Origin of the sequence: Streptomyces sp. YGL11-2 (assembly GCF_050054615.1) — a bacterium.
Lineage (GTDB): Bacteria > Actinomycetota > Actinomycetes > Streptomycetales > Streptomycetaceae > Streptomyces.
Genome location: NZ_JBNHIN010000020.1, coordinates 106,798 through 131,800, shown reverse-complemented (window position 1 = coordinate 131,800; position 25,003 = coordinate 106,798). Strand labels below are relative to the sequence as shown.

Genomic DNA, 25,003 nt, shown 5'->3' with positions numbered 1-25,003 from the left:
AGGAGCGAGATGACCGAGATGACCGACACCATCGACACCGCACGTCCCCCCGCCCCGGCACCGCTGCCCGTCGAGCCGCCCAGCGGCTGCCCGTTCCAACCCCCGGCCGAGTTCGCCGCCCTGCGCGCCGAGGAGCCGATCTCCAGGATCTCGCTCCCCGACGGCAGTTGGGCCTGGCTCGCCACCCGCTACGCCGACATCCGGGCGATCCTCGGCGACACCCGCTTCAGCTCCGACACCACGCTGCACGGCTATCCGCTCAGCGGGATGACCGGCGGCGCCAGCACCCAGAACCGCGGCTTCATCCGCATGGACCCGCCCGAGCACACCCGGCTGCGCCGGATGGTCACCCGCGAATTCATGGTCAAGCGCGTCGAGGCGCTGCGCCCGGAGATCCAGCGGATCACCGACGAGCTGTGCGACGCGCTGGAGCGGACCGAGGGGCGCACCGCCGACCTCGTCGAGACGCTGGCGCTGCCGGTGCCGTCGCTGGTCATCAGCCTGCTGCTGGGCGTCCCGTACGACGACCACGAGATCTTCCAGCGGCTCACCGGCACCCTGCTGTCGCGGACCGTCGCCGACGCCGAGCGCGAGGCCGCGCGGGTCGAACTCCGCGACTACCTCCACCAGTTGGTCACCGCGAAGGAAGCGGACCCGGGCGACGACATCCTCGGCCGGCTGATCACCGAACAGCGGCAGACCGGCGAGATCAGCCACGACGAGGTCGCCGCCTTCGCCGCCCTGCTGCTGGTCGCCGGGCACGAGACCACCGCCAACATGATCGGGCTCAGCGCGCTGACCCTGATGCGGGACCCGGCGACCGCCGAGCAGCTGCGCCAAGACCCCGCGCTGATCCGCGGCGCCGTCGAAGAGCTGCTGCGCTTCCACAGCATCATCCGCAACGGCCCGCGCCGGGTCGCCACCGTCGACGTCGAGATCGGCGGGCAGCTCATCCGGGCCGGCGAGGGCGTCGTGGCGGCGGTGCCGTCCGGAAACCGCGACGAGAGCGTCTTCGCCGACGCCGACCGCCTCGACGTCCGCCGGCCCAACGCCCAGCACCACGTCGCCTTCGGCTACGGCATCCACCAGTGCCTCGGCCAGGCGCTGGCCCGCGTCGAACTCCAGGTCGTCATCGCCACGCTGCTGCGCCGCTTCCCGGCGATGCGGCCCGCGGTGCCGGTCGAGGAGATCCCGTTCCGCACCGACATGGCGATCTACGGATGCCACGCCCTGCCCGTGACCTGGTGAAACGCCACCAGGCACCGTTCCCCCGACCCCTGACGACCCCTGACGATCCCCACGGAGACCCTGCCATGAAGATCACCCTTGATGCCGACAAGTGCTGTGCCGCCGGCCAGTGCGTGCTGATCGCCCCCGAGGTCTTCGACCAGCGTGACGAGGACGGCGTGGTCGTGCTCCTCGACGCCGAACCGGCCGCCGACCAGCACGCCGCGGTCCGCGAGGCCGCCGCCATCTGCCCCGCCGCGGTCATCGAGGTGCACGCGTGAGCGCCCGGCCGATCGCCGTCGTCGGCGCCTCGGCGGCCGGGCTCGCGGCCGCGGAGGCGCTGCGCCGCTCCGGCTGGCACGGCCCGCTGACCCTCATCGGCGAAGAGGACCAACTGCCCTACGACCGGCCGCCGCTGTCCAAGCAGTTGCTGCACGGCACCTGGGAGCCGGACCGGCTGCTGCTGCGCACCCGGGACCAGCTCGACCCGCTCGGCCTGGACCTGCGGCTCGGCACCCGGGCCACCGGGCTCGACGCGGCCACCCGCACCCTCACCCTCGACGGCGGTGCGGGGGTCCCCCCGCTTGCGCAAGACCGAGAGCGGGGGAGGCTCGAATGCGCCGGCGTGATCGTCGCGACCGGTGTCACCGCCCGCACCCTCCCCGGGGCCGACGGCCTCGCCGGCGTGCACACCCTGCGCACCCTGGACGACGCGCTGGCGCTGCGCGCCGGCCTGGCGGACCCGGCGCGCCGGCTCGTCATCGTCGGCAACGGCGTCCTGGGCTGCGAAGCCGCCGCGGTGGCACGGGAATTGGGCCATGACGTCACCCTGGTCGGCCGGGACCCGGTCCCCATGGCCGCCGCCGTCGGCACCGAGGTCGGCGAACTGCTCGCCGAGGAGCACCGCGCCCGGGGCGTACGGCTGGTGACCGGCGCGGTCGCCGGGTTCACCGCGGCCGAGGACGGCGCCCCGGCCCGGGTCGGCGGCGTACGGCTGGCCGACGGCAGCCTGCTGCCGGCCGATGTCGTCCTGCTCGCCATCGGCTCCGCGCCCGCCGTCGACTGGCTCGACGACCCGGCCCTGGACACCTCCGACGGGCTGCGCTGCGACGCGTACTGCGCCGCGGCGCCTGGGATCTACGCCGCGGGCGACGTGGCCCGCTGGGACCACCCGCTCCACGGCCGGCCGCTGCGCTTCGAGCACCGGATGAACGCCACCGAGCAGGGCATGGCGGCCGCCCGCAACCTGCTCGCCGAACTGGCCGCCGAAGGCGCCCACGACCCCGGCGACACCCCGCCGGAGCGCCGCCCCTTCGCGCCGGTGCCGTACTTCTGGTCCGACCAGTACGCCCTCAAGATCCAGGCGTACGGGCTGACCGCCGGCGCCGACCGGGTCGAGACCACCGTCCTGGACCGCGACGAACGCCGCACCGTCGCGCTCTACGGACGCGGCGACAGCGCCGTCGGCGTGCTCGCGGCCGGTGTCCCGCCGCGCCAGATCCGGGCGCTGCGCGCGGTGGTCGCCACCCCCGTCCCCTGGGACGAGGCCCGCGAGCGGGTCGCGGCGGCCACCGCCGCGAGCTGACCGCGCCGCCCGCCGCAGGCGGCCGGTCACGGGGGACGGTGCCCGGCTCCGGCGCACCGTGCCCGATCATGGAGGCATGTCCGACTCCTACGTACGGGTGCGCGGCGCCCGTGAGCACAACCTCCGCGGTATCGATGTGGACATCCCGAGGGACGCGCTGGTCGCGTTCACCGGGGTGTCCGGATCGGGCAAGTCCTCGCTGGCCTTCGGCACGCTCTACGCGGAGGCGCAGCGCCGTTACTTCGAGTCGGTCGCCCCGTACGCCCGGCGGCTGATCCACCAGGTCGGCGCGCCGAAGGTCGAGGACATCACCGGACTGCCGCCCGCCGTCGCCCTGGAGCAGCGGCGCTCCGCGCCCACCTCCCGCTCCTCGGTCGGCACCGTCACCACCCTCTCCAACACCCTGCGGATGCTGTTCTCCCGCGCGGGCGACTACCCGCACGGTGTGACCGGGCGGCTGGACTCCGACGCCTTCTCGCCCAACACGGCGGCCGGGGCCTGCCCGGAGTGCCACGGCCTGGGCACCGTCCACCGCGTCACCGAGGACTCCCTCGTACCCGACCCGGACCGCTCGATCCGCGACGGCGCCGTCGCCGCCTGGCCCGGCGCCTGGCAGGGCAAGAACCTCCGCGACATCCTCGCCGCCCTCGGCCACGACATCGACCGGCCGTGGCGCGACCTGCCGGCCGCCGACCGCGAGTGGATCCTGTTCACCGACGAGCAGCCGGTCGTCACCGTCCACCCGGTCCGCGAGGCCGGCCGGATCCAACGCCCCTACAAGGGCCAGTACATGAGCGCCCGGCGCTATGTCCTGCACACCTTCGCCGACTCGAAGAGCGACACGCTGCGCAGGCGCGTCCAGGGGTTCATGGTCGCCGAGCCCTGCCCGGTGTGCCGCGGGCGGCGGCTGCGCCCCGAGGCGCTGGCCGTCACCTTCGCGGGCCGGGACATCGCCGCGCTCGCGGCCCTGCCGCTCGGCGCGCTGGCCGCACTGCTGCGCCCCACCGCGGACCGCCCCGACGAGGGGGTGGCCCCGACGCTCGCCCGCGACCTGGTCGCCCGCATCGAGGTGCTCGCCGAACTCGGCCTGGGCTACCTCAGCATGGACCGCCCCGCGCCGACCCTCTCCGCCGGGGAGCTGCAGCGGCTCCGCCTCGCCACCCAGCTGCGGTCCGGCCTCTTCGGCGTCGTCTACGTCCTGGACGAGCCGTCCGCCGGCCTGCACCCCGCCGACACCGAGGCCCTGCTCACCGTGCTCGGCCGCCTCAAGGCCGCCGGCAACTCGCTCTTCGTCGTCGAGCACGACATGGACGTGGTGCGGCGCGCCGACTGGATCGTGGACATCGGCCCGCGGGCCGGGGAGCACGGCGGACAGGTGCTGCACAGCGGCCCGGTGGCCGCGCTCGCGGACGCCGCCGACTCCGCCACCCGCCGCTTCCTCTTCGCCCCCGCACCACCCCCCGGCCGCACCCCGCGCACCCCCGCCGGCACCCTGACCCTGCACGGCGTCACCCTGCACAACCTGCGCGACCTGGACGCCGCCTTCCCGCTCGGCGTCTTCACCGCCGTCACCGGCGTCTCCGGATCGGGCAAGTCGACGCTGGTCACCCGGGTCCTGGCGGAGGCCGTACGGGACCACCTCGGCGCGGACCGGGCCGACGCCGAGGCCGACGCCCCGGACACCGGACCGGAGGCCCGTCTGCAACTGGCCGCCGCCAAGGGCCTGGAGGCCGTCGACCGGCTGGTCCGCGTCGACCAGAAGCCCATCGGCCGCACCCCGCGCTCCAACCTCGCCACCTACACGGGGCTGTTCGACGCGGTGCGCAAGGTCTTCGCGGCCACCGACGAAGCCCGCGCCCGCGGCTACACGGCCGGCCGGTTCTCCTTCAACGTCGCCGCCGGCCGCTGCGAGACGTGCCAGGGCGAGGGCTTCGTGGCCGTCGAACTCCTCTTCCTGCCCGGCAGTTACGCGCCCTGCGCCGACTGCCACGGCGCCCGCTACAACCCCGAAACCCTCCGCGTCACCTACCGGGACCGCACCATCGCCGATGTCCTCGCGCTGACCGTCGACGACGCCGCGGCGTTCCTCGCCGACGTCCCCGCCGCCGCCCGCAGCCTGCGCACCCTCCAGGACGTCGGCCTCGGCTATCTGCGGCTCGGCCAGCCCGCCACCGAGCTGTCCGGCGGCGAGGCCCAGCGCATCAAGCTCGCCGCCGAACTCCAGCGGGCCCGCCGCGGCCACACCCTCTACCTCCTCGACGAGCCCACCACCGGCCTGCACCCCGCCGACACCGAGGTGCTGCTGCGGCAGCTGCACGGCCTGGTCGACGCGGGCAACACCGTGGTCGTCGTCGAGCACGACATGGGGGTGGTGGCGGGCGCCGACCACGTCATCGACCTGGGTCCCGGCGGCGGCGCGGAGGGTGGCCGGATCGTCGCCGCCGGCACCCCGGCCGAGGTCGCCGCGGCCCCCGGCAGCCGCACCGCGCCCTACCTCGCCCGGCACTGCGGACGGGGGCGGATGGCCGAATCCTGACGGTCCGCTAATGTACGCGGGTCAGATCACCAGCACAGACAGCGCGCAGCGACCTGCGGCACGACGAAGGGGCACCTCCCGTGGCAGACATAGAGAAGGCCAGGGCGACGTTCGCACGGTTCGACGCGGACGGCGACGGACAGGTCACGCCGGACGAGTTCAAGCGCGCCATGGCCGAGATGGGGGACCCGTACGTCACCGGTCCGATGGCCGAGGCGGTCATCCACGCCAAGGACAGCGACGGCGACGGCCGGATGTCGTTCAACGAGTTCTGGAACTCCCTCCAGGACTGAGCCGCGGGAGACCGGGCCCGGGGCCCGGTCTCGGCGCTCGCCCCGGCCCTACCGCCGCGCGGTCGTGGCGGGTGCTCCCGGCGTCCCCACCGGCGGCGGGGCGGCACGGTCGCCGGTGCCCCACCGGGACGGCTGCGCGCCCACGGAGAAGGCCAGTTCGCGGCCGGCGCGCAGATCCGCGGTGGTGAGGTACGTACGGTCGTGCGGGGTGCCGTCGAGCCGTACGGACCGGATGTACCGGTCGGTGGCCGACGTGCCGGGCGCCGTGACGGTGAAGTGCCCGGCCGGGAAGTACCGCCGGTCCAGCGTCAGATCCACCCGGTCGAAGACCGGAGTGCTCAGGCCCCAGGTGTCGGTGCCCGGCTGCACCGGGAACACCCCGATCGAGCTGAGCACCATCCACGCCGACATCGTCCCCAGGTCGTCGTTGCCGGTCATACCGGAGGGGGCGTCGGTGAACAGCGTCAGCGCGGCATGCACCACGTCGGTGGTCTTCCACGGGCGGCCGGTCGACAAGTAGGCGTACGGCGCGGTGAGATCGGGCTCGTTCTCCGGGTTGTACTTGTCCGCGTTGTCGTAGTCGTAGGGTCCGTGCACCCAGACCTTGCGCGCCGTCCGCGCCGGGTCCCGCAGCAGCCGCGGGTAGGCGAAGAAGGAGTCCAGCCGGGCGTCGGCCCGGTCCCGGCCGCCGATCAGCCGCATCATCCCCGGCATGTCCTGCGGCACCAGCCACTGGTACTGCCACGCCGTGCCCTCGTGGAACCCCTCGCTCCTGGCCGGGTCGGCGGGTCCGGTGAACGCGCCCCGGGCGTCCCTGGCCCGGAAGAAACCGGTGGAACGGTCGAAGATCGTGCGGTAGTTGAGCGCCCTGGCGGCATAGCGCCCGGCGTCAGCCCGGTGGCCCAGGTCGCCTGCCATCTGCGCCAGCATCGCGTCCGACAGCGCGTACTCCAGCGTCGCCGAGGCGCCGTGGTCGAAGTCGGAGTCCCCGGGCTTGGTGTGCGGGCGCCCCTTGATGTAGGGGACGTAACCGTTCTTCACATACGGGACGTTGGCCTCCCGCCCGACGGCCGGAGAGGCGGCCGGCGGCACCCGGTCGGCGTTCTTCCGCAGCGCCGCGAACGCCTCCTCCTCATGGCCCGTCAGCAGACCCTGCCGATAGGCGTTGGTGAGGAACGGGGTGACCGGGTCGCCGGTCATGATGTTGGTCTCGACCGTGCCGTAGCCCCACTTGGGCAGCCAGCCGCCCTCCTTGTCGATCCGCAGCACGGACAGCGCCATGTCGCGCGCCTCGCGCGGCGCGAGCAGCGACAGCAGCTGCGTCTGGGTGCGGTAGGTGTCCCACAGCGACCAGTTCTGGTAGTAGGTGAACCCCGTTGCCTGGTGCGGGCGTTGGTCCCATCCGGTGTAGCGGCCGTCCACGTCGCCGCCGATGTTCGGCGCGAGGAAGGAGCGGTAGAGGGAGGAGTAGAAGGTGCGCCGCAGTGCCCGGTCGCTGCCCTGGGTGCGTACCACGGCCAGCCGGCGCTCCCAGGCCGCGTCCGCCGCGGCCTTCGTGCGCTCGAAGGAACTCCCGCCCTCGGCACGGAGGTTGCGCGCCGCACCGGCCGCGTCCACATAGCTGAGGGCGGTGGTCGCCTCGACGGTGCGGTCCTTGCGGGTGTCGAAGCGGACGTAGGCGCCGTTGTGCCCGGTGGCGGTGGAGTCCCTGGAGCCGGGCGCCACCTTGCCGCCGCGCCAGGTGCCGTACGCCGTGAACGGCCGGCTGAAGCGGGTGAGGGTGTGGACCGTGTACGGCGCGGTGTCCCGGCAGAAGCCGCGGCCGGTGATGGCGGTGCGGACGGTCCGCGAGTCGAGCACCTCGACGCGGGTGGAGACCGTCTTGTGCAGCGACTGCCCCGAGTTGAGCAGCACATTGGCCTTGTCGGTGGCCGGGAAGGTGAAGCGCTGCCGGCCGGTGCGGGCGGTGGCGGTCAGCTCCGCGGTGATACCGCCGTACGAGGTCAGGCCGACGCGATAGTAGCCGGGCCGTGCCGACTCGCCGTGATGGGTGTACGCGGCGGCGTACTTGGCGTTGTCGGTGGCGGTGATGTCGCCGGTGGTGGGCAGCACCGGGAGATCGCCGCCGATGCCGCAGCCGACGCCCGAGAGGTGCACCGCGCCGAACCCGCGGATACGGCTGTCGTCGTAGCCGTAGCCGGTGGAGTGGCCGGTGTCGGGGGAGAGCTGCACCATGCCGAACGGCACGGCGGCCCCCGGGTAGGTGTTGCCGTCGTTCCGGGTGCCGATGAACGGGTTGACCAGGTCGGTGAGATGGCCGCCGGGCGGCGCGGCCTGCGCGGCGGGCGCGGTGAGCGTCCCGCCGAGGAGCGCCGCCGCCAGCACCGCGCCCGCGGTGCGCAGCCGATTGCCTCCGAGCCAGGGCATGGACAGAACCTCCAGGAGGGCCGACAACGTTGTCGGAGCGCGGTCATTCTTCGGGTCGGGCGGGGACGAGTCAAGAGCCACGGCCAGCCGCCGGCCACCCCGTCGAGCCACCCTGAACAGACTGCGTGTCAGGCATGTTTGATGGTCCATCAGCAGCGCGTCAGATGTCCGCGTCCGCGCCCTGCGCCGTGGCCAGCCCCGAGTGGCGGTGGGAGTAGGAGAAGTAGATGACCAGCCCGAGCAGGAACCACACCACGAACCGGACCCAGGTCTGCCACTCCAGGAAGGTGATCAGCCAGAGCGAGAAGCACACCCCGATCGCGGGCACCACCGGCATCCCCGGGGTGCGGAAGGTGCGCGGCAGTTCGGGGCGCTTGTAGCGGAGCACGATCACCGAGATGCAGACCACCACGAACGCCAGCAGGATGCCGATGTTCGTCAGCTCGGCGGCGTCGCCGATCGGCAGGAAGCCCGCGATGAGCGCGGAGGCGACGCCGACGATCCAGGTGACCCGGACCGGCACGTGGTGGGTGGCACTGGTCTTGGCGAACCACTTCGGCAGCAGCCCGTCCCGGCTCATCGAGAACCACACCCGGGTCACCCCGAGCATGAAGGTGAACATCACCGTCAGGATGCCGATGATCGCGCCGACCGCGATGACGTCCGCCAGCGCGTCCAGGCCAACCGACTTGAACGCGGTGGAGAACCCGCTCTTCGGGTCGATGTGCCGGTAGTTCTGCATCCCCGTCAGCACCAGGCAGGCGAGGACGTAGAGGACCATCGAGACCGCCAGCGAGTACATGATCGCCTTCGGCATGTGGCGCTGGGCGTCCTTGGACTCCTCCGCCGCGGTGCTCATCGCGTCGTAGCCGAAGACCGCGAAGAAGACGGTGGCCGCGCCGGTGAACGCGCCGCCGACGCCGAACGGGAAGAAGGGATGGTAGTTGGCGGTGTTGATGTGGGCGAAGCCGACCCCGATGACGACCAGGACGACCAGCACTTTCAGGCCGACCACGAGTGTCTCGAAACGAGCGGCGTTCTTGATGCCGAGGGTCAGCAGATACGCGATGAGCAGGCAGAGCACCGCGGCGAAGAGGTCCATCCGGTGGCCGGGCCCGGTGCCGGGGGCGCCGAGCATCCAGACCGGCGGCTTGAGCCCCATCTCGCCGAGCAGGAAGGAGAAGTAGCCGGAGATGCCGATCGCGACCACTGCCACGATCGCGGTGTACTCCAGCAGCAGATCCCAGCCGATGAACCAGCCGGCCAGCTCGCCCAGCACCGCGTAGCCGTAGGTGTAGGCCGAGCCCGCCTTCGGGATCAGCCCGGCGAACTCCGCGTACGAGAAGGCCGCCGCGGCGCTGGCCACGCCGGCGATGAGGAAGGAGACCAGGACCGCCGGACCGGCCGTGCCGTTGGCGACGGTGCCGGCCAGGGTGAAGATGCCCGCGCCGATGATGCCGCCGACACCGATGGCGGTCAGCTGCCACAGCCCCAGCTCGCGGGTCAGTTGCTGGCCCGCGGTGCCTTCCGGCTCCTCGATGTGCTCGATCGGTTTACGGCGCCATACGCCCGCTCCCTCGCGCAGTTCCCTGCGTGCCATGCGTGATCCCTCCGTACGCTCCGTACGGACCGAGCTGGTCCGACGGCGGATCATCATGGCTGCTGGGCAGGCCCGGAGAAAGGCGACTCGGCGTCAGGGCGCCGATCGGCCCCGGGGCTTCAGTCGGCCTCCTCCAGCCGGAATCCGACCTTCAGTCCGACCTGGTAGTGGTCGATCCGCCCGTCGACGATATGGCCGCGGACCTGGCAGATCTCGAACCAGTCGAGGTTGCGCAGGGTTGTCGAGGCGCGCTTGATGCCGTTCTGGATCGCGGCGTCCACGCTGTGCTGGGACGTCCCCACGATCTCGGTGACGCGATAGGTGCGGTCCGTCACGGTGGTCTCCCTCGGCCGGGGCGGCGCTCCGCCCGTCCATCTCCCACCGTGCCTCAGCCCGGCCCACCCCACCAGCGGAGCTTGCCGCCGCGGGCTACGGGACGACCGTGACCGGCCACCGCCCGGCCTTGACCAGGCGCACCGCGACCGATCCCATGATGCGGTGCCCGGCGGACTCCGAGGCGCCGACCACCACCGCGTCCGCCTTCAGCTCGTCGGCCATCTGCACCATGCCGCTGTACGGGTCCCCGCGCAGGGTGTGGAACTCCCAGCGCAGGTGGTAGATCCCGTCCAGCCGGTCGGTCGCCTTGCGGATCTCGGTCATCAGCTCCTCGGCGACCTCGGTGGTGGTGTCCACGACCGGGGCGCCCATCGCCGCTCCGGCCGGCAGCACCGGCTGCACGTAGACCATCACCAGCTTCGAGCCCTGGCGCCGGGCCAGCCCGGCGGCGTAGGCGGCGGCGCGCCACGACGAGTCGGAGCCGTCGACGCCGACGACGATGACCTTCGGGCCGTCCGTTCCGCGCTCGAACGGCGCTGCTGCGTTCTCCTCCACACCACGGAGGTTATCCGTACGCGGGCGGCGGTGGGCTCCCGGGCTCGGCGGGGCGGGCGGCTTCGGCCACCGGTCACGCGGGGGCGGGCGGCCAGCTGTCCGGGGACAGTACGCCCAGCACGTAGGCCCTGGCGACGAGTGCGGTGCGGCCCTGCACCCGCCAGCGGCGGGCCAGCCGGGTGAGGTGGTAGTTGACGCCGTCGACCGTCAGCCCCAGTGCGGTGCCGATCGCCGCGGTGGTGGCGCCGCCGGCCGCCAGCGCCAGGATCCGGGCCTCCACGGGGCTGGCCGCGGCGCGCGGCGCGGGCGCCGGCGCGGTCTCGTTCACCCGCAGCAGCGTCAGCAGCGCGGGCGGCTGGACGGACGGATCGCCGACCGGGTCCACGGACAACTCGCCTTCCCGCTCGGGCCCTTCGGCGCCGACCCGCCAGCGCACCTCCACCGGGTAGCGCGACCGGTGGCCCAGTCGCAGAGCCTCGGTGAGCCGGGTGATCTGCGCCTTGTCGCGGGGCCGGAACTGGTCCAGCAGATTGCGGCCGCGCAGCTGCCCGGGGGAGGCGCCCCACTGGGCGGCCATCGCCGGGTTGGCGACCAGCACCTCGCCGTCGGCCAGGCACACCGCGATCGGGGTGGGGACCCGGTCCAGCAGCATCCCGAAGTAGTGGCGGTAGGGAGTGACCGCGCAGCGGCCGGCCAGATCGAGCCGGGGCGGGCCGTGCGCACCCGCCGCGTGGCCGGGCGCAGGGTCCGCGCCGGGCGGGCCCGCCGTGCCGTCCGGTGCGGTCGCACCGCCTCGCGCGCCCGTGCCGGACGCGTCCTCGCCGCCGTCCGGCACACCGTCGCCGGTCCGGTCCGTCCGTGTGCCCATCGCCCCGATTCCCGCCCTTTCTCCCGCCCCGGCCCTCGCCGCTGCCCCATCGCGGGCCCGCACACAAGAGTGTTCAGCGATAAACCACTGCACAATCATGCAGTTGCCCGGCCCTGCCCCGCACACCGGGCGGGTCACGCTGGAGACATGACCGACACCATCGCGCCCCAGACGGGCGAACGAGCCGCCGAGGTGAGCCTCCCGGTCGCCGACCTCACGGCGCCCGGGATCGCCACGACGCCCATCCAGCAGGCCATGGACCTCGCCCGGATCCACGGCCCGGCGTTCCTGCGCAAGTTCGGCGAGCGCGAGACGCTGTTCCTGTCCTCGCTCGACCTGGTCACCGAGGTCGCCGACGAGACCCGCTTCGCCAAGGGCGTGTCGGTCGTCCTGGAGGACGTCAGAGAGTTCGCCGGTGACGGTCTGTTCACCGCCTACAACGACGAGCCGAACTGGGCCAGGGCGCACGAGGTCCTGATGCCGGCCTTCGCGCTCGGCTCGATGCGGACCTACCACCCGGCGATGCTGAGGGTCGCCCGCCGGGTCATGGCGAGCTGGGACCGGAAGCTGGCCGACGGCACGCCCGTCGAGGTCGCGGACGACATGACCCGGATGACGCTGGACACCATCGGGCTCGCCGGCTTCGGCTTCGACTTCGAGTCGTTCTCCCGGGACACCCCGCACCCGTTCGTCGAGTCCATGGTGCGCTGCCTGGAATGGAGCATGACCAAGTTCGCCCGCAAGCCGGGCACCGACCACTCCGCGGCGGACGCGGCGTTCCGCGCCGACGCCGACTACCTCGCGTCCGTCGTCGACGAGGTGATCGACGCCCGTACGGCGGGCGGTGACCGCGGCGAGGACGATCTGCTCGGCCTGATGCTCGCCGCCACCGGCGAGGGCGACGGGCGCCAGGGGCCGGTGCTGGACCTCGCCAACATCCGCAACCAGGTCATCACCTTCCTGATCGCCGGCCATGAGACCACCTCCGGCGCGCTCTCCTTCGCCCTGTACCACCTCCTCAAGGACCCCCTCGCACTGCGGATGGTGCAGCGCGAGGCGGACGCGCTGTGGGGCGACGAGGCCGATCCCGACCCGTCCTTCGAGGACATCGGGAAGCTGGCGTTCACCCGGCAGGTGCTCAACGAGGCGCTGCGGCTGTGGCCCACCGCCGCCGTCTTCAGCCGGCAGGCCCGTACCGACACGCTGCTCGGCGGACGCTACCCGGTCCGGGCCGGCGAACTGGTCACCGTCCTCACGCCGATGCTGCACCGCGACCCGGTCTGGGGCGACAACCCGGACCTGTTCGATCCGTTCCGCTTCAGCCCGGAGGCCGAGGCGGCCCGCTCGCCGCACGCCTACAAGCCGTTCGGCACCGGTGAACGCGCCTGCATCGGACGGCAGTTCGCGCTCCACGAGGCGACCATGCTGCTGGCCCTCCTCGTCCACCGCTACCGGCTGATCGACCACGCCGGCTACCGGCTGCGCATCAAGGAGACGCTCACCCTCAAGCCCGACGGCTTCACCCTCACCCTCGCCGCCCGCACGCCCGCCGACCGGGCCGCGGTCCGCGCCGCGCTGGCCGTCCTGCCCGGTGCCGCGGCCGACGGCGGGACGGCCGACGCCGCGGCCGACGACCAACTGCCCACCCGCGTCCCGCAGGACACCGGGCTGCTCCTGCTGCACGGCAGCAACTACGGCACCTGCCGGGAGTTCGCCGAGCGGCTCGCCGACGAGGCCGCCGTGCTGGGCTTCGCGTCCGAGGTCGCCCCGCTCGACGCCTACGCCGGCGCGCTGCCCGCCGACCGCCCCGCCGTCATCGTCGCCGCGTCCTACAACGGGCAGCCGACGGACGACGCGATGGCGTTCGTGGACTGGCTCCGGACCGCCCCGGACGGTGCCGCGTCCGAGGTCCCGTACGCCGTCCTGGGCGTCGGCGACCGCAACTGGGCGGCCACCTACCAGCAGGTGCCCACCCTCATCGACGACCGGCTGGCCGCACTCGGCGGCCGTCGGCTGCTGCCCCGTGGCGAGGCCGACGCCTCCGGCCAACTGACCGCGTCCGTCAAGGAGTTCGGCGCCGCACTGCGCACCGAGCTGCTGACCCGCTACGGCGACCCGGCGAGTATCGGCGCGGGCGCCCCGGCTACCGACGGCGCCGGCTACACCGTCGCGGAGGTCACCGGCGGCCCGCTCGACGCGCTCGCCGCCCGGCACGAGCTCACCGCGATGACCGTCACCGAGGCGTACGACCTCACCGCTCCGGACTGGCCCCGCCCCAAGCGGTTCCTGCGCATCGCCCTCCCGGACGGCACCGCCTACCGCACCGCCGACCACCTCGCCGTGCTGCCCGCCAACACCCCGGAGGCGGTGGCCCGAGCCGCCGCAGCGCTCGGCGCCGACCCGGACACCGTGCTGTCCCTGGGCGCCCCCGCCGGCCGCCCGGCACGCGACACCCTCCCCGCCGACCGGCCGTTGACCGTAGACCAACTCCTCACAAGCCACCTGGAGTTGGGCGCGCGTCCGACGGCCGAACAGGTCGCTCTGCTGGCCGCCCACAACCCCTGCCCGCCCGAGCGCCTGGCGCTGGAAGCCCTCCCCGAGGACGATCCGCGCACCGTCGTCGAGCTGATCGAGGCCCACCCCGCGCTGCGCGGCGCGCTGCCCTGGCCGGTGGTCCTGGAGCTGCTGCCGCCGCTCCGCACCCGGCACTACTCCCTGTCCTCCTCGCCCGCCGGCGACCCGCGCCACGCCGATCTGATGGTCTCGCTGCTGCCCGGCGGCACCGGCTCCACCTATCTGCACACCCTGCGGCCCGGCGACACGGTGCTGGCCCGCGTCCAGCCGTGCCGCGAGGCGTTCCGCCTCGACCCCGCAGAGGACACCCCGGTCATCATGGTCGCGGCCGGCACCGGGCTGGCGCCGTTCCGCGGCGCCGTCGCCGACCGCGTCGCGGCCGGCCAGACCGCCCCCGCCCGGCTCTACTTCGGCTGCGACGATCCGGACGGCGACTACCTGCACGCCGCCGAGTTCGCCGCCGCCCAGGAGGCCGGCGCGGTCGTGGTGTGCCCCGTCTTCAGCGCCCGCCCGCAGCACGGCCACCGCTTCGTCCAGCACCGGATCGCCGCCGAGGGCGCCGAGGTGTGGGCGCTCCTCCAGGCCGGGGCCCGGGTCCATGTCTGCGGCGACGGCAGCCGGATGGCCCCCGGCGTACGGGCCGCCTTCCGCGAGCTGCACGGTGCGCAGACCGGCGCGTCGGCGCAGGAGTCGGAGGCGTGGCTGCGCGAACTGACCGCCTCGGGGCGGTACATCGAGGACGTGTACGCGGCGGGCTGAGCCACCGCCGGCAGGCCCCGGTGCGTCAGCGGACTGGACGCCGCGAACGCACCGGGGCCGTGGTGGCAGGCCGCCGCCGGTCAGGCGGACGGTTCCTGCGCGGACTGCCGCGGTCGTCCCGACGCCCCCGGCAGGTGGATCACCAGCAGCACGATCCCCGCCACGGTGAAGTTGCGCACCGCGGCCTCGACCCCGTTCCACTGCTTCGACTGCCACATCGAGAACCACTCCCCGCCGATCGCCAGGAACCCCGCCCCGAACAGCACCAGCACCATCAGCAGCCCCGTGGTCGCCACCCGCCGGGCGCGGTCCAGGTCGCCGCGGCGCGCCCCCACCACCCACAGCACCGTGGCGGCCAGCAGCGCCAGCGCCGCCACCGACTCCCAGGCGATGATGGCCACATACGCCGCGTCCTGCAGCGTGTGCGAGGTGATGGCCCGCCACATCAGATGCGGGTCATGGAAAGTGGTGTCCATCGCCAGGACATGCCGCACGTACTGCTGGTTGGTACCGAAGTCCGTGATGTTCCCGAAGGCGACCAGCGCGACATAGAGCGCGACCGTCCCCGTCAGCACGGCCGCCGCCGACGTCAGGCCCGTGCCCGCCGCCGGTATTCCCCCGCGTTCCCTCACCCGCACAACTCCTCCAGAGCGTCACTCGCGCGGCCACCCGGCCGCACGCGGACCATTGTCCGCAATCGCGCCACCGCCGCGCCCGGCACCTCCCGTACGCTGCTCCCCGATCGGCTCGGGGCCCGACCCACCGGACAGGCCGCGGGGCATGACNTCCAGAGCGTCACTCGCGCGGCCACCCGGCCGCACGCGGACCATTGTCCGCAATCGCGCCACCGCCGCGCCCGGCACCTCCCGTACGCTGCTCCCCGATCGGCTCGGGGCCCGACCCACCGGACAGGCCGCGGGGCATGACGGGACATCGGGAGGGCGGGGCTCATGGACGACAACAGGCGTGCGGGGACGGTGGCCGCCGCGGCGGCGGCGATCGCGGCGGCCGGCCCGGCGGACGCCGGTCCCGCCGCCCCGACGGGCTACGGCACCAGTACGGCGGTGGGCGTGCACAACGCCTACGAGAAGGCCAAGTACCCCTACTTCGCGGACGCGCTGGACTCCGGAGCCTCGCTCGTCGAGGTCGACGTCTGGACCAACGGCCTCGGCACGTCCTGGCGGGTCTCGCACAGCAACCCCCTGGGCAGCAACAGCAACTGCGTCGGTGCCGCCGGCGCCGCCGAGCTGCGCACCGACCACCGCGACCAGGACTTCGCCGGCTGCCTCGCCGACCTGCGGGCCTGGCACGACGCGCACCCCGGCCACCGCCCGATCCTCGTCAAGATCGAGATGAAGGACGGCTTCCACGCCAAGGGCGGCCGGGGACCGGCCGAATTCGACGCGCTCGTACGGCAGAAGCTGGGCGACGCGGTCTACGGACCCGGCGACCTGACCGCGGGCCACGCCACGCCCGACGAGGCGGTCCGGGCCTGCGGCTGGCCGGCGCGCGCCGACCTCGCCGGCAGGTTCCTCTTCGAGCTGATACCGGGCACCGTCGAGGAGCACAACCCGCTCGACCGACTGTGGACCGACGTCGCATACGCCACCCACCTCAAGGACCTGGCCGCCCGGGGTGAGTTGCACCGGTCCACGGCGTTCCCCGCCGTCCACGGAGCGGCCCCCGGCGACCCCCGCGACCGCTACGCCGACCCGGCCCTGCGCCCCTGGTTCGTGGTCTTCGACGGCGATGCCGCGACCTACCTGGACGGCACCATCGACACCGCCTGGTACGACACCCGGCACTACCTCCTCATCATGACCGACGCCCACAAGGTCCCGCCGGCCCTCGACCCCACTCATCCCGCCGAGGCCGACGCGCTGGCCCGGGTGCGCGAACTCGCCGCCGCCCACGCCAGTTTCGCCACCGCCGACTGGTACCCGCTCCCGTCGGTCCTGTCGGCGGTGCTGCCGCGCGGGACCGCACAGCCGGGCGGGCGGCCCGGCCCCGACGCGCCGGACGGACCCTAGGACGCGGCCCGGTGGTAGAGCGCCGCCACGGCGTCCCCGAACCGGCTGCTGTACGACGTCGCGTCGTCGCCGCCCTCGTCCAGGCCGCCGATCACCCCGATCAGGGAGCCGGTGCCGGTCTCCGGATCGAGGTCGGTGAGCATCGGGCCGCCGCTCGTACCGGTCGGGAATCCGGGGCAGGGGAAGCGGAGCTGGCCGGGGCCCTGAGCGTCGGCGGTGTGCCGGCAGGTGAGTGGGGTGTCGTTGTCGCCGGGGTAGCCGGTGAGCTGGGTCGGGCGGCCGGGCGGGGCGCCGAACCGGATCCGCTCGGCCCCGGTGACGTCCTCGATCCGCGCGTCCGACCGCCCGTGCCGGCGCACCTGTACGAACGCCACATCGCGGTCCGGGTCCCGGTCGCTGATCCAGCGGGGGTCGACGTCGACGCGGGTGGCCACCCACAGGCCGTACGGCGCGATCCCGTCGTGCAGACCCGGCGCGAAGACCAGCCGGGTGCGGAAGCCGCCGTCGTACACGCAGTGCGCGGCGGTGACGACGAGGTTCCCGGCGGGGGCGTCCACCACGCTCGCGGTGCAGTAGTGGGCGGGGGAGCCGTCGTCACCGGGCGAGAACAGCGCGCCGATCGGCGGCGCGGGGGCCGCCGGGGTCGCCATCAGGGGCCGGGAGGCGGGCAGCGGCGCCGGGCTGCCGGCGGCGCTGCGCACACTGGTCACCGGCGGGCCGGGGCGCTCCTTGTACGGCCCGGCCAGGACCGCCGCGGCGGCCTGGTCGCCGGTGGAACGGGAAGCGGTGTACGTCCCCGTGGCGGGGTTGCCGGGCGCCACGAACGGATCGCCCTGGGTGGCTCCCAGCGCCAGCGCCGCGCCGCCCACGACGACCGTCAGCAGTCCGAGCGCCAGGGTGGCCCGCAGCGGCACGCCGGCGCGGGACCGCCCCGTGCGGATGCGCCGGGCCGGGCGCGGGCACTCGGACGGGGCGGGTCTGCCCGACGGGTCGGCCGCCCGGACCGCGTCCTGCGCCGTCGTCGTGAGCCCGCGATCGCTCGTGTCCACCTGGTGTCGCCTCGTTGCATCAGCCGGGGGCACCGTGTCATGAGGGGGAGGGCGCCGCCGGATCCAGACATTTCAACCAGTCTGATGCACGGCGGCCCGCGGTGGTTCGGTCCCGGCGGCGGATCATGCGGATCGTCACGTTCCGCGGTGACGGAACCGGCTTCGGGGACGCCCGTTTTCCGGCGGTTCCGGGGAGCGCGGGGCGGACGGTCGCACCGCCGGCCTCGGCCTAGCCCACGAGGGTGATGCCCCGGCCCGCCAGGTTGTGCCCGATCAGCGTCCGGGCCAGCCCGAACTCGTTCGGGAAGTCCATCGGGACGATGCCCAGCCCCCGCCAGCCGCTGCCCTCCGCGCTCTCCAGCAGGTTCTTGACCTGTGGGTTGAGCCGGTCCGCGTTGGAGCGGGGCGGCAGCAGGGCGGCGGTGCTGACGTAGTTGACGAACAGCTTCCCGGGCTGGGCGACGGCCTTGCGGAACTGTGCCTCGACCTTGGGCCACTTCCCGAACGGCTCGGTCATGTAGTCGTCCTGGATGTCGAAGAGCCGCGGGTCGGCGTACCGGACGCCGCCCAGCCCGTCGGAGTCGGCCAGCAGGACGACCCGGCCCCGGGCCCGGCCCAGCGTCGGCAGGTCGGGCTCCAGCCGGAACAGCGGGCGGTAGCCCTTCGCGTCCAGGTAGATGCCGAAGATCCGGCGGAACTCCGCGGCCGAGACGTCCGAGTACTCCTGCTTGACGCGCATCAGCACCGTCTCGGAGGGGTGCGCCCGGAGGAACGCCCGGCAGGCGTCGAGCACGTCGCCGAACATCAGCTCCTGGTAGAAGGCGCCGTGGTGGATCGCGAAGACGTCGTCGATGGCCCGGCATCGGACGTCCAGGAACCGTATGCCGCTGGCCAGTTGGTCGGCTACGGGGGTGTTCTGGCAGGCGACCCACGGGCCGCCGTGGCGGGCGCCGGAGTCATGGGTGCCGGGGAGGGACAGCCGCTGGACGGGGGTGGCGTCGCCGAGCGCCGACATCCAGTCCTGTACGGAGAGCGTGCGGCGCCGGCTGCGCTGTCGGGACGCCGCCGCTGCCGTGGAATGCCCGCCGCCGGTGCCCGCCAGTAACCCGGCGGCGGACAACCCCGCCGCGCTCCTGAGGAATCCCCGCCGATCCAGCCCCATGCCCCTGCCCCTCCGTCGAGTCCGTGCGCGACCGGCCGCGCGCCCTGGAGCGCGCGAACACACGATCGGGGCATCGCATCACATCGACGGGGGGCGGGGCTACCCGGCTGTCAGTTCCGGGTGGCGAGGGACAGCGCGAACCGGCCCGCCTCGTCCGTCCACCACTCCGTCAACTCCAGCCCGGCGGCCTGGAGTTCGTCTCGCACCCGGTCCTTGCGGAACTTCGCGGAGACCTCGGTCCGCAGCTCCTCGCCGGCCGCGAACGGCACCGCCAGATCGATGCCCGGTATCTTCACGGTCAGCTCCTCGCGGGCCCGGAGCCGCATCTCGATCCATTCGCGCTCCGCGTTCCAGAGCGCGACGTGGTCGAAGTCCGCCGGGTCGAAGTCGCCGCCCAGTTCCCGGTTGACGACCTCCAGGACGTTCTTGTTGAAGGCGGCGGTCACCCCGCGCGCGTCGTCGTACGCGGCGACGAGCGTGGCCTCGTCCTTGACCAGGTCGGTGCCCAGCAGCAGGGCGTCGCCGGGGGAGAGCAGGTCGTGGACGGAGCGCAGGAAGTCGGCGCGCTCGTCCGGGAGCAGGTTGCCGATGGTGCCGCCCAGGAAGGCGAGCAGCCGGGGGCCGGGCGCAGGCGGCAGCGCGAGGCCCTGCTGGAAGTCGGCGACCAGCGCGTGCACGGTGAGGCCCGGGTGCTCGGCGAGCAGCGCCTCGCCGGCCTCCCGCAGCGCCGACTCGCTGACGTCGATGGGGAGATAGGTGTCCAGGTCGGTCAGCGCCCGCAGCAGATGGCGGGTCTTGTCGGACGAGCCGGAGCCCAGCTCGATGAGGGTGCGGGCACGGGTGGCCGCGGCGATCCGGTCCGCGACGGCGAGCAGGATCTCGCGTTCGGCGCGGGTGGGGTAGTACTCGGGGAGCGTGGTGATCTCGTCGAACAGCTTGCTGCCGCGGGCGTCGTAGAACCACTTGGGCGGCAGCTGCTTCGGCGTGGCGGTCAGGCCCTGGGAGACGTCGGCGCGGAGCGCGGCCGCGGTGGCGTCGGCGGGGAGGGTGCGGGTGATGCTGAGGGGGCTCACGTTGCGGGCTCCTTGAGCGGGGTGAGGTGGACGTCGCTGCGGGTGGCACGCAGCAGTGTGCGGTCGGGGACCTCGGTCCAGTGGGGGGAGTCGTCATAGGGCTCGGAGGCGACGACCCGGCCGCCGCCGGGCACGGCCAGGTGGCACAGGGTGTCGCCCCACGAGGTGGCGGCGATGGCGGTGCCGTCGGTCAGCAGCAGGTTGAGCCGGGAGCCGGGCGCGGCCCGTGCCACCGCCCGGACGGTGCCGGCCAGCGCCTCGTCCACGTCGTCGCCGAGGGTCAGCCGGTGCTGGACCAGCGCCCAGAGGAACGCGGTGTCGCAGCGCGCCTGGAGGCGGAGCAGTTCCACGGCCGGCAGCTCGGCCGCCAGCGGGGCGAGCGTGTCCGGCCAGCCGGCCACCGCGCCGTTGTGGCTGAAGAGGTACCGGCCCGCGGCGAACGGCGCGGCTGCCGCCTCGGCGTCCGCGCCGGCCACGGTCGCGTCCCGTACGGCGGCGAGCACCGCGCCGGTGCGGACCACCCGGGCCAGGTCCGGCAGCTGCTCGTCGGCCCAGATCGGGCCGGCCCGGCGGTAGCGGGCGGGAACCGGGTCGCCGGGCGCGTACCAGCCGACCCCGAAGCCGTCCGCGTTGACCGTGCCGTGCCGCTGGCGGCGTGGTGCCCAGGACTGCCGGTACAGCCCGTTCGGCGGCGCCAGCACGATCTGCCCGAACGGTATCTCCGGTCCCAGATACGCGATATGACGGCACATCAGAGAGATCCCGGAGCGTCCGGGCCGACGTCCCGGGCGGTGCGGAACCCGGCGAAGATCTGCCGCCGGATCGGCAGGTCCCAGTTGCGGAAGGTGCCGCGGCAGGCCACCGGGTCCACCGCGAAGGAGCCGCCGCGCAGCACCTTGTACGCGCTGCCGAAGAACACCTCCGAGTACTCCCGGTAGGGGAAGGCCGCGAAGCCGGGGTAGGGGAGGAAGTCGCTCGCCGTCCACTCCCAGACATCGCCGATCAACTGGTACACGCCGAGCGGGGACTGTCCTTCCGGGTAGCTGCCGACGGGGGCCGGGCGCAGATGCCGCTGGCCGAGGTTGGCGTGCGCCGGGGTCGGATCCTCGTCGCCCCACGGGTAGCGCATCGCCCGACCGGCCGCCGGGTCGTGCCGGGCCGCCTTCTCCCACTCGGCCTCGGTGGGCAGCCGCCGGCCGGCCCAGCGCGCATAGGCGTCCGCCTCGTACCAGCTCACGTGCAGCACCGGCTCGTCCGGCGGCACCGGCTCGGTCACCCCGAACCGGCGGCGCAGCCACTGGTTTCCCTCGCGCCGCCAGAACAGCGGTGCGTGCAGGCGGTGTTCGCGCACCTGCGCCCAGCCTTCCGGCGCCCACCAGCGCGGCTCGCCGTAGCCGCCGTCCTCGATGAAGCGCTGGTACGCGGCGTTGCTGACCGGGGTGGTGTCGAGCAGGAACGCGGGCACCTCCCGGCGGTGCGCGGGCCGCTCGTTGTCCAGTGCCCAGGGCTCCGTGGAGGTGCCCATGGTGAACGGCCCGCCGGGGATGAGGACTTCGGACGGCAGGCGGACGCCTGGGGCGGCCGGGGGCTCGGGCGCGGTGAGCACGGCGGGCCCCTGACGTAGCTGATGGGTGATCAGCATCGTTTCGTCGTGCTGCTGTTCGTGCTGCGCGATCATTCCGAAGGCGAAGCCGGAGTCCAGCAGCGGTCCGCCGTGCAGCGGGGTGCGCTCCAGGACGTCCAGCACCCGGCCGCGGACCTCGGCGACATAGCCGTGTGCCTCGTCGGGGCCCAGCAGCGGCAGGGTGGGGCGTTCGGCGCGCGGATGCTCGAAGGCGTCGTAGACGGAGTCGATGTCCGGGCGGAGCGCCTCCCGGCCGCCGACGGTGCGCAGCAGCCACTGCTCTTCCTGGTTGCCGATGTGCGCCAGGTCCCACACCAGCGGCGACATCAACGGCGAGTGCTGGGCGACGAGATCGGGGTTCTCGACGCAGGTGGTCAGCAGGCGGGTACGGTCGCGGGCGGCGAGCAGTGCCGCCGCCGCGCGCTCCCGGAGCGACTCGGAATCGGTGGTCACTGGCTGTCCTTCCCAAGGGTGAGACGGTTGCGGGCCGCGGTGTCGGGGGCGCCTTCGCCGGCCCGGCCGTGGTCGGGAGTGCGGCCGGTGCCGTCCGCCGCGTGCAGCGCGTCGAGGCGGTCGTCCGCGGGGCACCGGCCGCGTGCCACATAGCGCTCGGCGAACTCCGCGACCGCCGCGCGGACGCCGGCCGGGGCGCCCAGCCGGGGCAGCGCCTCCTGCGCCGCCGCGAAACAGGCCACCGCGGCGGAGCGCAGCTCGGGGTCGGTCAGCGCGCCGCGGGCCGCCCGCCGCCACAGCGGATTCCGTGGTGCGGGATGGGAACCGGCCGTCTCCGCCAGGGGTTTGACGATCCGGTAGGCATGCTCGGACGCCTCCGGATCGTCGAACAGCGCCGCCGTGACGGCCAGCGGAACGATCCACCCGGCGTCGCCGGGCTGCGCGTCGATCATGCGCAGCTCCAGATGGCCGCGCGGTCGTACGGGCGGGAAGAGGGTGGTCACGTGGTAGTCGAGGTCCTCCCGGGTCGGGGGTCGGGGTACGCCGGTACGGATCCACTCGCGGAAGGTGAGGCCGGGCGGCGCGTCCCAGGGGCCGTCCGTGCTGCGGATGCACATCACCGGGGCGTCCAGCACATAGCGGGACCACGCGGCGCGCGGGTCGGGGCCCAGCGGCGGGGCGAGCGTCCGGCCCGGGTCGAGCTGCGACCAGACGGCCTGGCGGGTGGTGCGGAAGCCGGTCGGGCTCCCCTCGCTGACCGGCGAGTTGGCGAACGCGGCGGACAGCACCGCGCCGAGCAGGTGCGCGAGCACCCACCGCCTGCCGAGTCCCAGCGTCCCCGGCTCCTCGTACCCGGCGTCCACGCAGACCTGTACGGACGCGGTGGCGCACATCATGGAGCGCCCGGCCGGGCCCCACCGGTCGAGATACGCCTCCATGGCGTCATAGCGCGGCTCGTTGAGGATCCGCCGGGGGGAGTGCCACGGATTGTGGCCGTGGCCCGCGATGCCGAGGCCCAGGTCCCGCATCGCGGGCCGGACCCGTGCCAGATCGTCCGTGACGGACGCGACGCAGGCGCCGAGCGAGGTGGCGGGCAGCGAGCTGAGCTCCAGCTGGCCGCCGGGTTCGAAGCTGAGGGAGGAATGGAGGGGCAGGGCACGCAGTGCGGCTGCCGCGGCGCGCATCCGGGACGGTTCGACCGGACATCGAGGGTTGCGCGCGTCGTGCACCAGGAACTCGATCTCGACGCCTATGCGGCGAGGCGGTCCCGTCTTGAAACAGATCCCGTGCAAGTGGGCCTCAAGTTCCGCTTCCGACACTGCCGGCCGTACGCGCATCGCTTCCCTCTCCCCTCCGGGGCGGCGGCTGGATTGCCGTCCTCCACCTAAGCCCCTGGGGGCGTTGCGCTCAAGAGCGCCTGTCCGCCGCGGGCGGTCCCGGGCCGGTGACCGGCCTGGTGAAGAGGGGGTTGGGCACGGAGAAACCCGTACGTCCGTTCGGGTGTCCTGCGACCGCCGCCGGGGGAGGGCGACGGCCGCCCGCCCGCCGCTACTGCCGGTACCCCGCCAGGAAGCGCCCGATCCGGCTGATCGCCGCGTCGAGATCGTCCGCGTGCGGGAGGGTGAGGATCCGGAAGTGGTCCGGGCGCGGCCAGCTGAAGCCGGTGCCCTGGACGACCTGGATCTTCTCCCGCAGCAGCAGGTCGAGCACGAACTTCTCGTCGTCGTGGATCTTGTGCACGGCGGGGTCCAGGCGCGGGAACGCGTAGAGCGCGCCCCTGGGCTTCACGCAGGAGACGCCCGGGATCTCGTTCAGCCGCTCCCAGGCCCGGTCGCGCTGCTCGCGCAGCCGGCCGCCGGGCAGCACCAGGTCCCGGATGCTCTGCCGGCCGCCGAGCGCCGCCTGGATCGCGTACTGCGCCGGGGCGTTGGGGCACAGCCGCATCGACGCGAGGGTGCCCAGCCCCTCCAGGTAGTCCGCGGCGTGCTCCTTGGGTCCGGAGACGACCAGCCAGCCGGAGCGGAACCCGGCCACCCGGTACGACTTGGACAGCCCGCTGAAGGTCAGGCACACCAGGTCGGGGGCGAGCACCGCGGCGTGGTGGTGGACCTCGTCGTCGTACAGGATCCGGTCGTAGATCTCGTCCGCGAAGACCATCAGGTGGTGGCGGCGGGCCAGGTCGAGCATGCCCTTCAGCAGCTCCCGCGGATAGACGGCGCCCGTCGGGTTGTTGGGGTTGATGATGACCATCGCCCGGGTCCGGTCGGTGATCTTCGAGGCGAGGTCGTCGAGGTCCGGCAGCCAGTCGGCGGACTCGTCGCAGAGGTAGTGCACCGCCTTGCCGCCGGCCAGGGTGGTGACCGCCGTCCAGAGGGGGAAGTCCGGCGCCGGGATCAGCACCTCGTCGCCGTCGTCGAGCAGCGCCTGGACGGCCATCGAGACCAGCTCCGAGACGCCGTTGCCGAGATAGACGTCGTCGACGCCGACGTCCGGCAGCCCGGCCTCCTGATAGCGCTGGGCGACCGCCCGCCGAGCCGGGAGGATGCCGCGGGAGTCCGTGTAGCCGTGTGCGCGGGAGAGGTTGCGCATCATGTCCTGGAGGATCTCTTCGGGGCATTCGAAGCCGAACAGCGCCGGGTTGCCGGTGTTCAGTCGCAGCACGCTGTGGCCCGCCTCCTCCAGCGCGTTGGCGTGCTCGATCACCGGCCCGCGGATCTCGTAGCAGACGTCGGCCATCTTGCTGGACTGCTTGAACTGCATGCGGCGGCCTCCCGGTCTCTCGCCCGCCGCGTGGTGCGGCAGTGGTGGACACCGTACTTGGTTTTCCCAACTTCCAACTTGGAAAATCCAAC

At 73.6% G+C, this 25,003-nt stretch carries 20 protein-coding genes; 7 read left to right on the top strand and 13 right to left on the bottom strand.

What is annotated here, in order from left to right; genetic code table 11:
* The first annotated feature begins 18 nt into the window (after positions 1 to 18).
* The 5 genes from ACO1BR_RS23230 (at position 19) to ACO1BR_RS23210 (ending at position 5,641) form a co-directional block, all read left to right on the top strand.
* Entirely contained in the window at positions 19 to 1,248 is a 1,230-nt protein-coding gene (locus tag ACO1BR_RS23230; protein WP_426797020.1) for a cytochrome P450, read from the top strand.
* Between the two features lie 65 nt (positions 1,249 to 1,313).
* A complete protein-coding gene (locus ACO1BR_RS23225; protein WP_426797007.1) occupies positions 1,314 to 1,508 on the top strand; it encodes a ferredoxin in 195 nt (64 codons plus the stop codon).
* Entirely contained in the window at positions 1,505 to 2,812 is a 1,308-nt protein-coding gene (locus ACO1BR_RS23220; RefSeq protein ID WP_426797006.1) for an NAD(P)/FAD-dependent oxidoreductase, read from the top strand. The genes ACO1BR_RS23225 and ACO1BR_RS23220 overlap by 4 nt, the downstream gene beginning before the upstream one ends.
* Positions 2,813 to 2,888: 76 nt before the next feature.
* Complete coding sequence (uvrA, locus tag ACO1BR_RS23215; RefSeq protein WP_426797005.1) at positions 2,889 to 5,348, top strand: excinuclease ABC subunit UvrA; 2,460 nt, start codon at positions 2,889 to 2,891, stop codon at positions 5,346 to 5,348.
* Positions 5,349 to 5,428: 80 nt separating this feature from the next.
* The gene (locus ACO1BR_RS23210; RefSeq protein ID WP_426797004.1) at positions 5,429 to 5,641 is read left to right on the top strand and encodes an EF-hand domain-containing protein; all 213 of its coding nucleotides are present in this window, start codon (positions 5,429 to 5,431) and stop codon (positions 5,639 to 5,641) included.
* 48 nt (positions 5,642 to 5,689) lie between these two features.
* Here the strand turns inward: ACO1BR_RS23210 and ACO1BR_RS23205 are convergent, their stop codons facing one another.
* The 5 genes from ACO1BR_RS23205 to ACO1BR_RS23185 all read right to left on the bottom strand — a co-directional run bounded on the left by ACO1BR_RS23205 (position 5,690) and on the right by ACO1BR_RS23185 (position 11,427).
* Positions 5,690 to 8,068 carry a GH92 family glycosyl hydrolase gene (locus tag ACO1BR_RS23205; RefSeq protein ID WP_426797003.1) on the bottom strand — a complete coding sequence of 793 codons (2,379 nt, stop codon included), beginning with the start codon at positions 8,066 to 8,068 and terminating at the stop codon, positions 5,690 to 5,692.
* Between the two features lie 160 nt (positions 8,069 to 8,228).
* Positions 8,229 to 9,668, bottom strand: coding sequence for an amino acid permease (locus tag ACO1BR_RS23200; protein WP_426797002.1), 1,440 nt, complete (start codon positions 9,666 to 9,668; stop codon positions 8,229 to 8,231).
* A gap of 119 nt (positions 9,669 to 9,787) precedes the next feature.
* A complete protein-coding gene (locus ACO1BR_RS23195) occupies positions 9,788 to 10,003 on the bottom strand; it encodes a dodecin (RefSeq protein ID WP_426797001.1) in 216 nt (71 codons plus the stop codon).
* Between the two features lie 94 nt (positions 10,004 to 10,097).
* A complete protein-coding gene (locus ACO1BR_RS23190; protein ID WP_426797000.1) occupies positions 10,098 to 10,559 on the bottom strand; it encodes a universal stress protein in 462 nt (153 codons plus the stop codon).
* A gap of 73 nt (positions 10,560 to 10,632) precedes the next feature.
* Positions 10,633 to 11,427: a PAS domain-containing protein gene (locus tag ACO1BR_RS23185; protein ID WP_426796999.1), complete on the bottom strand. Its 795-nt coding sequence runs from the start codon at positions 11,425 to 11,427 to the stop codon at positions 10,633 to 10,635.
* Between the two features lie 147 nt (positions 11,428 to 11,574).
* On the opposite strand from ACO1BR_RS23185, the gene ACO1BR_RS23180 reads away from it, so the two are divergent.
* The gene (locus ACO1BR_RS23180) at positions 11,575 to 14,760 is read left to right on the top strand and encodes a cytochrome P450 (RefSeq protein WP_426796998.1); all 3,186 of its coding nucleotides are present in this window, start codon (positions 11,575 to 11,577) and stop codon (positions 14,758 to 14,760) included.
* 80 nt (positions 14,761 to 14,840) lie between these two features.
* Here the strand turns inward: ACO1BR_RS23180 and ACO1BR_RS23175 are convergent, their stop codons facing one another.
* Entirely contained in the window at positions 14,841 to 15,392 is a 552-nt protein-coding gene (locus ACO1BR_RS23175; protein ID WP_426796997.1) for a DUF2165 domain-containing protein, read from the bottom strand.
* A 318-nt stretch (positions 15,393 to 15,710) separates the two neighbouring features.
* On the opposite strand from ACO1BR_RS23175, the gene ACO1BR_RS23170 reads away from it, so the two are divergent.
* Positions 15,711 to 16,790, top strand: a complete 1,080-nt coding sequence (locus ACO1BR_RS23170; protein ID WP_426796996.1) for a phosphatidylinositol-specific phospholipase C domain-containing protein — start codon at positions 15,711 to 15,713, stop codon at positions 16,788 to 16,790.
* Here the strand turns inward: ACO1BR_RS23170 and ACO1BR_RS23165 are convergent.
* From ACO1BR_RS23165 to ACO1BR_RS23135, 7 genes are all read right to left on the bottom strand, one after another.
* On the bottom strand, positions 16,787 to 17,839 hold the full coding sequence (locus ACO1BR_RS23165; RefSeq protein ID WP_426796995.1) for a trypsin-like serine peptidase: 1,053 nt from the start codon (positions 17,837 to 17,839) through the stop codon (positions 16,787 to 16,789). The genes ACO1BR_RS23170 and ACO1BR_RS23165 overlap by 4 nt on opposite strands.
* A gap of 229 nt (positions 17,840 to 18,068) precedes the next feature.
* Entirely contained in the window at positions 18,069 to 19,001 is a 933-nt protein-coding gene (locus tag ACO1BR_RS23160) for a phosphatidylinositol-specific phospholipase C (RefSeq protein WP_426796994.1), read from the bottom strand.
* Positions 19,002 to 19,111: 110 nt separating this feature from the next.
* On the bottom strand, positions 19,112 to 20,074 hold the full coding sequence (egtD, locus tag ACO1BR_RS23155; protein WP_426796993.1) for an L-histidine N(alpha)-methyltransferase: 963 nt from the start codon (positions 20,072 to 20,074) through the stop codon (positions 19,112 to 19,114).
* Positions 20,071 to 20,826: an ergothioneine biosynthesis protein EgtC gene (egtC, locus tag ACO1BR_RS23150; protein ID WP_426796992.1), complete on the bottom strand. Its 756-nt coding sequence runs from the start codon at positions 20,824 to 20,826 to the stop codon at positions 20,071 to 20,073. Before egtC ends, egtD begins: the two co-directional genes overlap by 4 nt.
* Complete coding sequence (gene egtB, locus ACO1BR_RS23145) at positions 20,826 to 22,151, bottom strand: ergothioneine biosynthesis protein EgtB (protein ID WP_426796991.1); 1,326 nt, start codon at positions 22,149 to 22,151, stop codon at positions 20,826 to 20,828. Before egtB ends, egtC begins: the two co-directional genes overlap by 1 nt.
* On the bottom strand, positions 22,148 to 23,488 hold the full coding sequence (egtA, locus tag ACO1BR_RS23140; protein WP_426796990.1) for an ergothioneine biosynthesis glutamate--cysteine ligase EgtA: 1,341 nt from the start codon (positions 23,486 to 23,488) through the stop codon (positions 22,148 to 22,150). Before egtA ends, egtB begins: the two co-directional genes overlap by 4 nt.
* A gap of 211 nt (positions 23,489 to 23,699) precedes the next feature.
* Entirely contained in the window at positions 23,700 to 24,911 is a 1,212-nt protein-coding gene (locus ACO1BR_RS23135; RefSeq protein WP_426796989.1) for a pyridoxal phosphate-dependent aminotransferase, read from the bottom strand.
* Between the last annotated feature and the right edge of the window lie 92 nt (positions 24,912 to 25,003).

Coding starts and splice junctions, on each gene's coding strand:
- ACO1BR_RS23225 (WP_426797007.1), top strand. CDS start 1,314: ATGAAGATCACCCTTGATGCCGACAAGTGCTGTGCCGCCGGCCAGTGC.
- ACO1BR_RS23185 (WP_426796999.1), bottom strand. CDS start 11,427: ATGGGCACACGGACGGACCGGACCGGCGACGGTGTGCCGGACGGCGGC.
- ACO1BR_RS23200 (WP_426797002.1), bottom strand. CDS start 9,668: ATGGCACGCAGGGAACTGCGCGAGGGAGCGGGCGTATGGCGCCGTAAA.
- ACO1BR_RS23135 (WP_426796989.1), bottom strand. CDS start 24,911: ATGCAGTTCAAGCAGTCCAGCAAGATGGCCGACGTCTGCTACGAGATC.
- egtC (WP_426796992.1), bottom strand. CDS start 20,826: ATGTGCCGTCATATCGCGTATCTGGGACCGGAGATACCGTTCGGGCAG.
- uvrA (WP_426797005.1), top strand. CDS start 2,889: ATGTCCGACTCCTACGTACGGGTGCGCGGCGCCCGTGAGCACAACCTC.
- ACO1BR_RS23205 (WP_426797003.1), bottom strand. CDS start 8,068: ATGCCCTGGCTCGGAGGCAATCGGCTGCGCACCGCGGGCGCGGTGCTG.
- ACO1BR_RS23160 (WP_426796994.1), bottom strand. CDS start 19,001: ATGGGGCTGGATCGGCGGGGATTCCTCAGGAGCGCGGCGGGGTTGTCC.
- ACO1BR_RS23180 (WP_426796998.1), top strand. CDS start 11,575: ATGACCGACACCATCGCGCCCCAGACGGGCGAACGAGCCGCCGAGGTG.
- ACO1BR_RS23170 (WP_426796996.1), top strand. CDS start 15,711: ATGGACGACAACAGGCGTGCGGGGACGGTGGCCGCCGCGGCGGCGGCG.
- egtA (WP_426796990.1), bottom strand. CDS start 23,488: ATGCGCGTACGGCCGGCAGTGTCGGAAGCGGAACTTGAGGCCCACTTG.
- ACO1BR_RS23230 (WP_426797020.1), top strand. CDS start 19: ATGACCGACACCATCGACACCGCACGTCCCCCCGCCCCGGCACCGCTG.